This is a genomic window from Pseudomonadota bacterium (assembly GCA_041395565.1).
In the GTDB taxonomy this organism is placed as follows: Bacteria; Pseudomonadota; Gammaproteobacteria; order UBA9214; family UBA9214; genus UBA9214.
This window is the reverse complement of sequence record JAWLAI010000002.1, coordinates 104,507-117,630: the sequence shown is the minus strand read 5'-3', so window position 1 is coordinate 117,630 and position 13,124 is coordinate 104,507. Positions and strand designations below refer to the sequence as shown.

The window sequence follows — 13,124 nt, the reverse complement described above, 5'->3', positions numbered from 1 at the left end:
TGGTTGACTCATCCTGAGAAGCGTGTTCCACATCAACAGCTTGTTGGCGTGTGCAGACTATAACTTACAAATACTCCTGAACCAATATTTCAGCGATCTGGATGCTGTTCAGGGCGGCACCCTTGCGCACGTTGTCGGCAACAACCCACAAATCCAAACCCTGCGGGTGCGAAATATCCTCGCGGATACGTCCGACGAACACCGGATCGTGACCGGCCGCCTCTGTCACCGCAGTCGGCCAGCCGCCGTTGCGACGCTCGTCGAGCACCACCACGCCGGGCGCCTGCTCCAGCAGCCGTCGCGCCTCGGCGGCTGTGATCTTGCCGCGGGTCTCGATATGAACGGCCTCGGAATGGCCGTAGAAAACCGGCACGCGCACCGTGGTCGGGTTCACCCGGATGGTGCTGTCACCCATGATCTTGCGGGTCTCCCACACCATTTTCATCTCTTCCTTGGTGTAACCGTTCTCCTGAAACACGTCGATCTGCGGCAGCACGTTGAACGCGATCTGGCGCGGATAGACCTCCGCCACGGCCTCGCGCCCGTTGAGCAGTTCGGCGGTCTGCTTCGCGAGCTCCTCGATCGCCTCCTTGCCGGTGCCGGACACGGCCTGGTAGGTGCAGACGTTGATGCGCTCGATGCCGACCGCATCATGGATGGGCTTCAACGCGACCAGCATCTGGATGGTCGAGCAGTTGGGATTGGCGATGATGCCACGCACCTTGTAGTCCGCGATGGCCTGCGGATTGACCTCCGGCACGACCAGCGGGATGTCGTCGTCGTAGCGGAACTGCGAGGTGTTGTCGATCACCACGCAGCCGGCCTGGGCCGCGCGCGGCGCGTATTTCTCCGAGATCGAGGCCCCGGCCGAGAACAGGCCGATCTGCGCCTTGGCGAAATCAAAGCCGGCCAGATCCTGCACGGTGACCTGTTTGCCGCGGAACGTGACCTGCTTGCCGGCCGAGCGTTCACTCGCCAGGGGATAGATGTTGTTCACCGGAAAATTCCGCTGCTCGAGAATCTCCAGCATGGTTTCGCCGACCGCACCGGTTGCACCGACTATCGCGACATCAAATTTTGCAGACATGACTATTTAAACCTGTAGAAAAAAAGACCGATTAATCCCGCAATGCCGCAACCACGGCATCACCCATTTCCCGCGTACCCACCGTACGGGTACCCGGCGTGGCGATATCCGGCGTGCGCAGGCCCGCATCCAGCACGCGTCCGACCGCCGTCTCGATCCGTTCCGCCAGTGCCGGCTCGGCGCAGCTGTAGCGCAGCATCATGGCCAGCGACAGGATCGTCGCCAATGGATTGGCGACCCCCTTGCCGGCGATGTCCGGAGCCGAACCGTGGATCGGTTCATACATGCCCTTGGCCTGGCTGTCCAGCGAGGCCGAGGGCAGCATACCGATCGAGCCGGTCAGCATGGCGGCGGCATCCGACAGGATGTCGCCGAACATGTTGGACGTCACCATGACGTCGAACTGTTTCGGTGCCCGTACCAGCTGCATGGCGGCATTGTCCACGTACATGTGACTGAGCTCGACGTCCGGGTAGGACTGCGCGGTGGTGATCACCACCTCGCGCCACAGCTCGCTGCATTCGAGTACGTTGGCCTTGTCTACCGAACACAGTCGGCCGCTGCGCTTGCGCGCGGTCTCGCAGGCGACCCGAGCGATACGCTCGATCTCCGCTTCGCTGTATACCAGGGTATTGAAGCCTTCACGCTGGCCGTCAGCGCGAACCCGGATGCCGCGCGGCTTGCCGAAATAGATGCCGCCGGTGAGCTCGCGCACGATCATGATATCCAGGCCGCTGACGACCTCCGGTTTCAGGGTGGACGCCGCGGCCAGCTGCGGGTAAAGCAGTGCCGGGCGCAGATTGGCGAACAGGCCCAGCTCGGATCGCAGCCCGAGCAGACCCTGCTCCGGGCGCAACGCCCGCTCCAGCTTGTCCCATTTCGGGCCGCCGACCGCACCCAGCAGGACCGCGTCCGCCGCGCGCACCAGTGCCAGCGTCACTGCCGGCAATGGGTGCCCGTGTGCGTCGTAGCCGGCCCCGCCGACCGGGGCATGCTCGGTCTCGACAGACAGACCGAACGCGGTGCGCAGGAGCTCCAGCACCTTTTCCGCCTCAGCCACGATTTCCGGACCGATGCCGTCACCGGCGAGAATTGCTATTTTCTTTGACATTTCAGTGAGTTTTGAAGTTTTTCAGGAATCCTGCGCAAACAGCCACGGCGCCTCCCGGCGGCGCCTGGCCTCGAAGGCGCGGATCGCGTCGGCATGCTGCAGGGTCAGGCCGATGTCGTCCAGACCGCGCATCAGGCAATCCTTGCGGAAGGCGTCCACCTCGAACGGGAGTTCACCCTGGTCGGGGGTACGGATGCGTTGTGCCGGCAGATCGACCGCGAGGGCGTACCCGGGGCTCGCTGCCACCGCGCGGAACAGCCGGTCGACCGCAGCGGCGTCGAGGACGATCGGCAGCACACCGTTCTTGAAGCAGTTGTTGAAGAAAATGTCCGCGAAACTCGGCGCGATCACCACGCGGAAGCCGTAATCGAGGAGCGCCCAGACCGCGTGCTCGCGCGAAGACCCGCAGCCGAAGTTCTCGCGCGCGAGCAGGATGCGCGCCCCCTGGTAGCGCGGCTGGTTCAGCACGAAGTCCGGATTCAACGGCCGGACGCTGTTGTCCTGATCGGGTTCGCCATGATCCAGGTAGCGCCATTCATCGAACAGGTTCGGGCCAAAGCCGCTGCGCCGGATCGACTTCAGGAACTGCTTGGGGATGATGGCGTCGGTATCCACGTTGGGCCGGTCGAGTGGCGCAACGACGCCCGTCTCGATTGTAAACTTTTCCATCGCGCTATCCTGCCTCGCCGGTATCGGTGCTGACGTTCGCGAAGTGACCGGTCACGGCAGCGAGCGCAGCCATGGCCGGACTGACCAGGTGCGTCCGCCCGCCCTGCCCCTGGCGCCCCTCGAAATTGCGGTTCGAGGTCGAGGCGCAGCGCTCGCCCGGGGCAAGCCGGTCGGCGTTCATGGCCAGACACATCGAGCAGCCCGGCTCGCGCCACTCGAAACCGGCGGCGCGGAAAATGACGTCCAGCCCCTCGGCCTCGGCCTGGCGCTTGACCAGTCCGGAGCCGGGGACCACCAGCGCCTGCTTGATCCCGGGTGCCACGCGGCGGCCGCGGATCACGCCGGCCGCGGCGCGCAGGTCCTCGATACGCGCATTGGTGCAGGAACCGATGAACACGTGATCCGGGCGGATATCGGTGATCGCCATACCCGGTTCGAGGCCCATGTAGGCCAGCGCCTTGCGCATGCCCTCGGCCTTCACGCTGTCACGCTCGGCTGCCGGATCGGGGACGCTAGCGTCGACCGAGACCACCATCTCCGGCGAGGTGCCCCAGGTCACCTGGGGCGTGATATCCACGGCATCCAGCACCACGGTCCGGTCGAATACCGCGTCGGGGTCGCTGTGCAGATCGCGCCAGCCGGCCACTGCCTGATCCCACTGGGCACCTGCCGGAGCATACGGCCGTCCCTTGAGGTAATTGATGGTGGTGTCGTCCACGGCGACCATGCCGGCGCGCGCGCCGGCCTCGATGGCCATGTTGCAGACGGTCATGCGGCCTTCCATCGACAGGTCGCGGATGGCGGCGCCGCCGAACTCGATGGAATAGCCGGTGCCACCCGCGGTGCCGATGCGCCCGATGACGGCCAGCACCACGTCTTTCGCGCTGACGCCAGGGGCCAATCGGCCGTCCACACGCACCAGCATGGACTTCGTCTTGCGCAGGATCAGACACTGGGTGGCCAGCACATGCTCGACATCGGAGGTGCCGATGCCGAATGCCAGCGCACCGAAGGCTCCGTGCGTCGAGGTATGCGAATCACCGCAAACCACGGTCATACCCGGCAGGGTGGCACCCTGCTCCGGCCCGATCACGTGCACGATGCCCTGGCGCGGATCACTCATGCTGAATTCGGTGATGCCGAATGCGGCGCAGTTCCGGTCGAGTGTCTCCACCTGCAGGCGCGAGACGGGGTCGCTGATACCGGCGGCGCGATCGGTGGTGGGTACGTTGTGGTCCGGCACCGCCAGGATCGAGCCAGCGCGCCAGGGCACGCGCCCGGCCAGGCGCAGCCCCTCGAAGGCCTGCGGCGAGGTCACCTCATGCACCAGATGCCGGTCGATATAGATCAACGCCGTGCCATCTGGCTCCTGGCGCACGCAGTGCGCATCCCAGAGCTTGTCATACAGGGTTTTGCCGGACATTCAATCGAAACCGCGGTCAGGGTCGGTGCAAGCGCAGAATTATATTAGGATGTACCGGTCGAAGCCATCCATGTCTAGGGCAGATCCCGCGCGCGCATGCCGGTCAGCACCACCACCACGGCTGCCAGGCTGACGGCGGCCGCCAGCAGGTACATGGACTGGGCACCGACACCGCTCCACAGGTAGCCGCTCGCCAGGCTGCCGACCGCCCCGCCCGCGCCGAAGCTGATGCTGCTGTACAGGGCCTGGCCGCGCCCCTGGTGCGCGCCGGTGAACAGGTGGTGCACCAGGTGGATGGCCACGGCGTGGTAGAGCCCGAAGCTCGCGGCGTGCAGGGTCTGCGCGAACAGCATCAGCGCCAGGCGGTCGGCAAAGCCCGCTATCAGCAGCCAGCGCAGCGTGGTCAGGGTGACCGCGGCGAGCAGCAGCCGGCGCGCGCCGAAGCGCGGCAGCAGTCGCGGCATGACCAGGAAGATGCCGATCTCCGCGATCACGCCCAGCGCCCAGAGCTGGCCGATCAACCCCGTACTGTAACCATGACTCTCCAGGTAGATGCTGTAGAAGGCATAGTAAGGTCCGTGGCTGGCCTGCACCAGGAAACAGACCGTGAACAGCGCCAGCACCACGGGGCGGCGCAGCACGTCGCGCAGGCGCTGCTGGTCCAGCGCCAGATGACCTGCCGCCGATTCCGGCACCAGCAGGCTGCTCACCCAGATCAGCATGAACACAACGGCCAGCACCGGCGGCAGGTGCTCCGTACCGAAGGTATCGAGCAGTGGACCCAGCGCGGCGACGGCGAGGATGAAGCCGACGGAGCCCCACAGGCGGATGCCGCTGTAACGGTGCGTCGCGGCGCCCAGGTGATTCATGGTCGTCGCCTCGAACTGCGGCAGCGCGGCGTTCCAGAAGAAGCTGAAAGCGAACATGATCAGTGCAAGCCACCAGAATCCGCTGCCCGCGAACACGCCGAGGAAGCACAGCGCCGCCAGCAGCGCGGCGCTGCGGACGATGGTCATGCGATGACCGGTCAGATCCGCGATCCAGCCCCAGATGTTCGGCGCCACGATCTTGGTGGCCATGAGAATGGCGATCAATTGCCCGATCTGGGTGATCGAAAAGCCCTGCGACTTGAGATAAAGCCCCCAGTACGGCACCAGGATGCCGAGCGAGGCGAAATAAAACAGGTAGAAACCCGACAGCCGCCAGTAGATCATGCCGCGCCGGGACTAGTCGGCGGCGCTCGCCGGCACGGCCGGCGTGGTCGGAGTCACGTCCAGGTTCTGTGCCCGCTGCCGCAGCACGTGGTCCATCAGTACCAGCGCCAGCATCGCCTCGGCGATCGGCGTGGCGCGGATGCCGACACAGGGATCGTGCCGTCCGGTGGTAATCACCTCGACCGGCCGGCCCGCGGTGTCGATACTGCGCCCGGGTAGCCGGATACTGGACGTGGGCTTGAGCGCGATGCTGGCGACGATGTCCTGACCGCTGGAGATGCCGCCGAGCACACCGCCGGCATGGTTGCTCAGGAATCCCTGCGGGGTGATCTCATCACGGTGATCCGTGCCTTTCTGCTCGACGCAGCCGAAACCGGCACCGATCTCGACACCCTTGACGGCATTGATGCTCATCAATGCGTGCGCGATCTCGGCATCGAGACGGTCGAAGATCGGCTCGCCCAGCCCCGCCGGCACGCCGCTCGCGACCACGTTGACGCGCGCGCCGACGGAGTTGCCTTCCTTGCGCAGGGCATCCATGTAGGCCTCGAGCTCGGCGACCCGATCCGGGTCGGGCGCGAAAAACGGGTTGTCCTCGACCGCGGCCCAGTCCTTCAGCTCCAGCCGGACCGGGCCGAGCTGAGCGAGGTAACCGCGGATGCGGATGCCGTGACGTTCGTACAGGTATTTCTTCGCGATGGCGCCGGCCGCCACGCGCATGGCCGTCTCCCGTGCCGAGGAACGCCCGCCGCCGCGGTAGTCGCGCACACCATATTTCTGCTGGTAGGTGTAATCGGCATGTCCAGGCCGGAACCGGTCCATGATGTTGGCATAGTCCCTGGATTTCTGGTCGGTATTGTGGATCACCAGACCAATCGGCGTGCCGGTGGTACGCCCCTCGAATACCCCGGAGAGTATCTGCACGGCATCGGCCTCGCGGCGCTGGGTGGTATGGCGCGACTTGCCCGGCTTGCGCCGGTCGAGGTCATGCTGCAGGTCGGCCTCGGACAGCGCCAGTCCCGGCGGACAGCCATCCACGATGCAGCCCAGCGCCGGCCCGTGACTCTCGCCAAAGCCGGTTACCACGAACAGTTTGCCAAAGCTGTTGCCAGACATCCGGTTATTGTAGCGAGTCCCGGCGCGGGCGTCGCCATTTTCTTCGCCGCGAAGCGGCTAAAGCCGGGCACCCTGCGACCGATAGGATTCCTGTATCCGCCCGCTTCTGTACGCAAGGAGAACACCGTGTCACAACCGCATTCACTCCGGGCCTCGCAGGTTGGCAACTATCTCGGCCAGCCGATCTACGAGACCATCACGTCACGCAACGGCACTTACATTTTCGATCGTATCGCGGAACACATCGACGGCGAGTATCCGCTGGACCAGCTGAAGGAGGATGAGCTGCTGATCCGGCCGGGCCTGATCTACCGCCCCGCGCGCTGAGCGGTAATTCAGCCGCCGTCGATATCCAGACCCTGCAGGTGGGTCTCGTTGATCAGGTACAGGAGCTTGATGCACGGCAGCTCCTTCTCGGTATATTTCTTTACTACCCGCATCATCGGCAGGTCGAACCGGTCAAAGCGGTAACTGCCGTCCGCCATGGCAGCGCGCAATGCGCGCAACTCCTTCAGCAACACCTCTACGAAACCGAGGTTGTGTTCCACCTCGTCGAAATCGAATCCCGCCGCATCTCGGATATCCTCGAGTTCGAAGATCGCCTGCTTGACCAGGGCGGCGTAGGCGTTTGCGGTTTTGGGTCGTGTATTCATGATTGTCCTTTCCTCCCGGCTGGATCCCCCGGTTCCCGCGCCACGGCGGCTTCGGCAAATACGGCCTGGTGTTGCAGCAGCTGCCCGCGTTCCAGCAGGAACACCCCGTCACCGCCGTAGGCAAAATCCAGCCACATGAACGGCACCTGCGGGAAACGTGCTTCCAGGATGTCCTGCGTAGCCCCCACCTCCACGATCAGGACGCCGGCGGGCGTCAGGTGACCGGCCGCGTCGCGCAGGATGCGCACGACGACATCGAGGCCATCGGCACCCGCCGCCAGGCCCAGCCCGGGCTCGTGCCCGAACTCCGCGTCCAGTTCCGCCAGTTCCGCTGCCGGGACATAGGGGGGGTTGGATACTATGACGTCGTAGCGCCGGCCTGCAAGGGCGGTGAAGACGTCGGATTCCACGATGTCGACGCGCTCGGCCAGCTCATGCCTGGCAACGTTGATCCTGGCCACGGCAAGGGCGGCGGGAGAAACGTCTGACAGGGTCACCGCTGCCTGCGGGAGGTAACGGGCGCAGGCGATGCCGATACAGCCGCTGCCGGTACACAGGTCCAGTATCCGGTGTACCGCCGCGGGCTCGACCCAGGGAATGAACTGCGCCTCGATCAGCTCGGCCAGCGGCGAGCGCGGCACGAGCACGCGTTCGTCGACATAGAAGGACAAGCCCGCGAACCAGGCCTCACGGATCAGATAGGCCGCCGGCGCCCGGGTCGCTACCCGCCGCTCCAGCAAGTCGATGACGCGGCTCCGTTCCGGTCCGGACAAGGGCCGATCGAGCGCCGATCCGGGCTGGTCATAGCCGATCTGCAGGGCATGGAGTACCAGTGCCGCGGCCTCGTCCAGTGCGTTGTCGGTCCCGTGGTGGAATCCGAGCCCGGCCGTGCTGAAGAGCTCGGCACCGCCATGAATGAGTTCACGTGCGGTCTGTGCGGTATTCAGGGCATCGCTGCCACGCGGGTTTGAATCACTGGCTGTCATGATGAATCGCTGCCGGTACTGTGGAATAATCGCGGCCCATGAACGGTTTCAGCACTCCCGGGCGCATCCTGATGGCCGCGATTATAGCCGTAATCGCCGTTGGCGCCGGCATCTGGGCCGCGCGCGCGCTGTTCGAACAGCCCGCCGCCCCCGACCCGCTTTCCGCTACCCGCTTCCCGGTGGCGCGCGAACTGCAGCCGTTCGATCTCGTGGACCACCGTGGCGAGCGCTTCGACAACCAGGCACTGCGGGGGCAGTGGACGTTCCTGTTCTTCGGCTACACCCATTGCCCCGATGTCTGCCCGACCACCCTCGCGGTGCTCAACGGCGTCGCGCAACGCCTGCAGCAGTCCGGCAGTACCGCGCGGTTCGCCTTCGTCACGGTCGACCCGCAGCGTGACACCCCGGAACAGCTGGCCCGCTTCGTATCCTACTTCAACGGCGAGTTCCTCGGCGTCACCGGCACAGCGGATGCCATCGACGGGCTCGCCCGTCAGCTCGGCGTACTGCACCTGGAGGTCAGGAACGGGGAGGATGCAGACAGCTATCTGGTGGATCATACCGCGAGCGTGTTCCTCATCGATCCGGGCGGGCGCTACCACGCCATATTCACCCCGCCGCTGGACGCCGCCGCCATCAGCGCTGATGTGCTCAGCATGCAACAGGCCTACCCGTGAAGCGCCGGCCGTACCTGCGTCCGCTGCTCGGCCTGTGGCTGACGTGGCTGATGGCGACCGCTTGCGCCGACGTTGCGATCGAGGTGAGTGACGCTTGGATCCGGGAGGCGCCGCCGACGGCCACCGTCCACGCAGCCTATCTGACGCTGCATAACCCGGGGTCGGAAGCGGTCGTGATAGATTCCGTCAGCAGTCCTGATTTCGCGGGTGCGGAGATCCACCGCAGCCTGATCGAGGACGGCATCGCGCGCATGCTGCCCGTCACACGGCTCGAACTCGCGGCCGGCGAGCGCCTGGAACTGGCGCCCGGCGGCTACCACCTGATGCTCTTCGACGCGCAGCGCCCGCTCCAGGCCGGCGCCAGCGTGAGCCTGTTGCTGCACCTAGCCGACGGTCACTGCATCCGCGTGGACGCGCCGGTGCGGCGCGTCACCGGTACCGACTAGCCAGGATATCCCCCGATGACCGACCAACCCGCCAGCCTGGCGGACCGACTCAAATCCTGGCCGCTGCTGCTGCTGCCCCACCAGCTGCTGTCGCACCTGGTGCGCCGTGCCACGCGCTGGCATGCGCCCTGGTGGAAGAACCCGCTGATACGCATCTTCATCCGCCATTTCGCTGTCGACATGAGCGAGGCGGCGCAACCGGATCCGGCCGGCTATACCGATTTCAACAGTTTTTTCACCCGCGCCCTGCGTCCGGGCGTGCGCACGCAACCGTCCGATCCGGATGCCATCGCCTGTCCGGTCGACGGCCGGGTCAGCCAGGCCGGCGCAATCGGCGGCGACCGCCTGCTGCAGGCCAAGGGTCATGACTATTCGCTCACGGCCCTGCTTGGCGGCGATCCCGTGCGTGCCGCCGCCTTCACCGGCGGCCGTTTCGCCACGCTCTACCTGTCCCCGCGCGACTATCACCGCATCCACATGCCCTGCGCCGGCACCTTGCGCGAAACCGTCTACGTACCCGGCCGGCTGTTCAGTGTGGCTCCCCATACCACCTGCCATACCCGGCCTGTTCGCACGCAACGAACGGCTGGTCACCCTGTTCGACACCGCGCACGGCCCGATGGCCATGGTCCTGGGTCGGGGCTATCTTCGTCTCCTGCATGGAGACTGTTCAGCGGCATCGTCAACCCGCGCCGCGGCATGCACCTGCAGACCACACCTACAGCAGCACCGGCCAGTCACCGGTGGCGCTGGGGCGCGGGGATGAGATGGGACGTTTCAACATGGGTTCGACGGTGATCCTGATCTACGGCCCGGGACAGATGACCTGGACCGACCCGCTCCGGCCCGGTCAGAGCATCCGCACCGGCCAGGCCATCGGCCACTGGCTGGCCGACCCGCCGGCGCCAGGCTGTTAACCTATCCTGGGCTGCTGCGTTAGCTGTCAGTGAGACAACCGATACAGGAGCCCTAACATGAAAATCCGCGCATTCGTAAGCTCGACCCTGCTGGCAGCCGCCCTGGGCCTGGGCAGCAGCACACCGGCGCAGGCGCACGACAGCTTCGTCTCGCTGTGGTGGCTCGACCACGATCACCACCTACCGCGCGCTCACCACAGCGGGTATTACGACGATCATGGACACGGCAGGTATTACCGCCGGTTCTGGGATCACCACAATGTGGACCGGCACGACGGCCGGCGCGAACGGGAGCGTCGCCATGACCGGGAACGGGATTATGACCGGCATGACGGCCATGACAGGGATCGCCATCACTGAGATCCGTGCCGGACATGCATCGGGTATACTGGAGGCCGGGCTTGAAGTCGCGTCGATACAGGAACGCAGCGGCGGCACGACCGGCCTCCAGCCGGAGCTGAAGCGCATGCACAGCCCGCAGGATACCCTCATGCCCTACACCACGGGGACCGTCTTGGACGCATCGGCCGACACCAACAACCAGGCGCTGGAATCGTTCCTTGCCGAACAGGAGGAAAAGGCGTTCTACATCGCCTACGCCGCCCTGTGGGACCGGGAAGCGGCCATGGATGCCGTGCAGGAAAGCATGCTGCGACTGGTCCAGTACTACCGGCACAAGCCGCCGGCGGAATGGCCCGCGCTGTTCCGTACTGTTCTCAACAGTCGCATCAACGATGTGCGCCGCAGGCGTCTCATCGAGCAGGGCAAGCACAAGCTGGTATCGCTGACCGGCCTGTTCCGCGGCAACCGCGAGGATGAGGCGGACAACGTCGACTACGACCCGCCTGCCGCCGAACGCGACGACGGGATAACCGCCCCCGAGGTGGAGTACCTCGCGCAGGAGCTGCGGCAGCAGGTTGCGCGCGCCCTGCAGCAACTGTCGGAAAGGCAGCGCCAGGTCTTCATTCTGCGTGAATGGCGTGGTATGAGTATTAGCGAAACCGCCACGACACTGGGCTGCTCGGAAAACAGCATCAAGCAACACCACTTTCGGGCCATGCGCGAACTGCGCAAACATCTGGCGGAGGTATGGGATTATGCACAATCAACAGCATCCTGACCTGGAGCAACTGGATCGCTTGCGCGCCGGCCTGCTGGATCAGCTGCCGCAGGAAAAGGCCCGGCTGGAGGCACACCTTACCGACTGCGGCGCCTGCCGCGCGCAATACAGCAGCTGGGCGCAGCTCGCGCCCGGTGCGCTCGGTCCCCGGCTCGAACCGGCCGCGCTCGGACAAGACCTGCGCGCCGCCCGGGCACGCGCCCTGACACGGGGCCGGAGCCTGCCGCAACGACACGCATTCGCGCCGTATGCCACGGCCGCGCTGCTGCTGCTCGCGGTCACGGTGGGCATCTGGACCGGTCACAACTGGCTGCAGCCGGAACCGCAGCTCGGCACGCAGGCAAGCGCCGAGGTGCCCGATCTCTACGAGGATCTGGACTTTTCTCTCTGGCTGGCCGATCAGAACGAATCACGGACAGAAACACCCAACAGCAATCCGAACAATACCTGACATGAAAGCACCGAGACTCATCAGCGCAGTGTTCGTCGCAGTCTTGCTCGCCGGCGGCAACCAGCCACTCTGGGCCGACGGCGGCATCCCCTGGAGCAGCCTGAGCCGGAGCGAGCAGTCCGCGCTCGGCAAGTACCAGGGCGAATGGTCGCGGCTGAGCGAGCAGGAACAGCGCAGGCTGGTGGGCGGTGCCAGGAAATACCTGGAATTGCCGCCCGACCGGCGCCGGGCGGTCGAGGACCAGCGCAACCAGTACCGGAAACTGCCGCCGGAAGAACGGGAAGCACTGCGCGACCGCTACAGCAAGCAGAAACAGCGCCGCTGATCCGCAGCAGGCGCCGGCGATACCGCGGTCCGGCCATCTCTGCTATGCTTCGCAGCCATTTTCACGGCACGCGGGCAATATCGATACCATGCAACCGATGCTCAACATCGCGGTGCGCGCAGCGCGCAGCGCAGGCAACATCATCGTGCGGAGCCTGGACCGGCTCGACAGCCTCGCCGTCCAGAGCAAGGACCGCAATGACTTCGTGAGCGAGGTCGACCAGCTGGCGGAGCGGGAAATCATCGCCATACTGCGCAAGGCCTATCCGAATCACGGCATCCTGGCCGAGGAAAGCGGCGCGCATGCCGGCGATGAATACCAGTGGATCATCGACCCGCTCGACGGCACCACCAATTTCCTGCACGGCTTTCCCCAGTTTGCCGTATCGATCGCCCTGCGCCGGCAGGGACGGCTGGAACAGGGCCTGGTCTACAACCCGCTCAGCCAGGAACTGTTCACCGCCTCGCGCGGTGCCGGTGCGCTGCTGAACGACCGCCGCATCCGCGTCAGCGCACGCCGCAACCTGGACGGCGCCTTGCTCGGCACCGGCTTTCCGTTCAAGTCACAACAACATCTCGATGCCTATCTGGGCATGTTCCGCGCACTGTTTCCGCAGACCGCGGGTATCCGCCGGGCCGGTTCGGCAGCGCTGGATCTCGCCTTCGTTGCATCCGGCCGGCTCGACGGATTCTGGGAGATCGGCCTGAATCTGTGGGACATGGCGGCGGGCGTGCTGCTGATCCAGGAAGCCGGCGGGCTGTGCAGCGATTTCCTCGCCGGTCACGACTACCTGGAAAACGGCAATCTCGTCACCGGCAACCCGAAGATACTGGCTGAAATGCTGCGGGCCATTCGCCCGTACGTCTCCGCCGACCTCGCCGCCCCGCGTCCGTTACCCCAAACCTCCTGAAGCAACGCCGGCATCCCGC

17 protein-coding genes and 1 pseudogene are annotated in these 13,124 nt (G+C 65.5%); 10 read left to right on the top strand and 8 right to left on the bottom strand.

From position 1 onward, the window contains the following. Positions 1–64: 64 nt before the first annotated feature. From R3F42_00545 to aroC, 6 genes are all read right to left on the bottom strand, one after another. On the bottom strand, positions 65–1,087 hold the full coding sequence (locus R3F42_00545; protein ID MEZ5540518.1) for an aspartate-semialdehyde dehydrogenase: 1,023 nt from the start codon (positions 1,085–1,087) through the stop codon (positions 65–67). 31 nt (positions 1,088–1,118) lie between these two features. Next, the gene (gene leuB, locus R3F42_00540; protein ID MEZ5540517.1) at positions 1,119–2,198 is read right to left on the bottom strand and encodes a 3-isopropylmalate dehydrogenase; all 1,080 of its coding nucleotides are present in this window, start codon (positions 2,196–2,198) and stop codon (positions 1,119–1,121) included. Between the two features lie 21 nt (positions 2,199–2,219). Further along, a complete protein-coding gene (gene leuD, locus R3F42_00535; GenBank protein ID MEZ5540516.1) occupies positions 2,220–2,867 on the bottom strand; it encodes a 3-isopropylmalate dehydratase small subunit in 648 nt (215 codons plus the stop codon). A gap of 4 nt (positions 2,868–2,871) precedes the next feature. Then, positions 2,872–4,290 (bottom strand): 3-isopropylmalate dehydratase large subunit, encoded by a 1,419-nt coding sequence (gene leuC / locus R3F42_00530; GenBank protein ID MEZ5540515.1) that lies wholly within the window; start codon positions 4,288–4,290, stop codon positions 2,872–2,874. Positions 4,291–4,364: 74 nt separating this feature from the next. Further along, positions 4,365–5,504, bottom strand: a complete 1,140-nt coding sequence (locus tag R3F42_00525) for an MFS transporter (protein ID MEZ5540514.1) — start codon at positions 5,502–5,504, stop codon at positions 4,365–4,367. A 12-nt stretch (positions 5,505–5,516) separates the two neighbouring features. Continuing rightward, positions 5,517–6,620 (bottom strand): chorismate synthase, encoded by a 1,104-nt coding sequence (aroC, locus tag R3F42_00520; protein MEZ5540513.1) that lies wholly within the window; start codon positions 6,618–6,620, stop codon positions 5,517–5,519. A 126-nt stretch (positions 6,621–6,746) separates the two neighbouring features. Between aroC and R3F42_00515 the strand changes: the two genes are divergently transcribed. Further along, positions 6,747–6,947 carry a hypothetical protein gene (locus R3F42_00515; protein ID MEZ5540512.1) on the top strand — a complete coding sequence of 67 codons (201 nt, stop codon included), beginning with the start codon at positions 6,747–6,749 and terminating at the stop codon, positions 6,945–6,947. Positions 6,948–6,955: 8 nt separating this feature from the next. Here R3F42_00515 and R3F42_00510 read toward each other — a convergent pair whose 3' ends face one another. Then, entirely contained in the window at positions 6,956–7,273 is a 318-nt protein-coding gene (locus R3F42_00510) for a hypothetical protein (protein ID MEZ5540511.1), read from the bottom strand. Further along, a complete protein-coding gene (gene prmB / locus R3F42_00505) occupies positions 7,270–8,259 on the bottom strand; it encodes a 50S ribosomal protein L3 N(5)-glutamine methyltransferase (protein MEZ5540510.1) in 990 nt (329 codons plus the stop codon). Before prmB ends, R3F42_00510 begins: the two co-directional genes overlap by 4 nt. Positions 8,260–8,297: 38 nt before the next feature. On the opposite strand from prmB, the gene R3F42_00500 reads away from it, so the two are divergent. From R3F42_00500 to suhB, 9 genes and pseudogenes are all read left to right on the top strand, one after another. Further along, positions 8,298–8,936, top strand: a complete 639-nt coding sequence (locus R3F42_00500; protein MEZ5540509.1) for an SCO family protein — start codon at positions 8,298–8,300, stop codon at positions 8,934–8,936. Continuing rightward, positions 8,933–9,382: a copper chaperone PCu(A)C gene (locus R3F42_00495; protein MEZ5540508.1), complete on the top strand. Its 450-nt coding sequence runs from the start codon at positions 8,933–8,935 to the stop codon at positions 9,380–9,382. Before R3F42_00500 ends, R3F42_00495 begins: the two co-directional genes overlap by 4 nt. A 15-nt stretch (positions 9,383–9,397) precedes the next feature. Continuing rightward, positions 9,398–9,901, top strand: a pseudogene (locus tag R3F42_00490) (phosphatidylserine decarboxylase). Between the two features lie 140 nt (positions 9,902–10,041). After that, entirely contained in the window at positions 10,042–10,299 is a 258-nt protein-coding gene (locus tag R3F42_00485) for a phosphatidylserine decarboxylase (GenBank protein MEZ5540507.1), read from the top strand. A 57-nt stretch (positions 10,300–10,356) separates the two neighbouring features. Further along, complete coding sequence (locus R3F42_00480; GenBank protein ID MEZ5540506.1) at positions 10,357–10,659, top strand: hypothetical protein; 303 nt, start codon at positions 10,357–10,359, stop codon at positions 10,657–10,659. Next, entirely contained in the window at positions 10,628–11,419 is a 792-nt protein-coding gene (locus R3F42_00475; GenBank protein MEZ5540505.1) for a sigma-70 family RNA polymerase sigma factor, read from the top strand. The genes R3F42_00480 and R3F42_00475 overlap by 32 nt, the downstream gene beginning before the upstream one ends. Beyond that, positions 11,397–11,870: a hypothetical protein gene (locus R3F42_00470; protein MEZ5540504.1), complete on the top strand. Its 474-nt coding sequence runs from the start codon at positions 11,397–11,399 to the stop codon at positions 11,868–11,870. Before R3F42_00475 ends, R3F42_00470 begins: the two co-directional genes overlap by 23 nt. Position 11,871: 1 nt before the next feature. After that, complete coding sequence (locus tag R3F42_00465) at positions 11,872–12,195, top strand: DUF3106 domain-containing protein (GenBank protein MEZ5540503.1); 324 nt, start codon at positions 11,872–11,874, stop codon at positions 12,193–12,195. 88 nt (positions 12,196–12,283) lie between these two features. Beyond that, positions 12,284–13,105 (top strand): inositol-1-monophosphatase, encoded by an 822-nt coding sequence (gene suhB, locus R3F42_00460; protein MEZ5540502.1) that lies wholly within the window; start codon positions 12,284–12,286, stop codon positions 13,103–13,105. Positions 13,106–13,124: the final 19 nt, after the last annotated feature.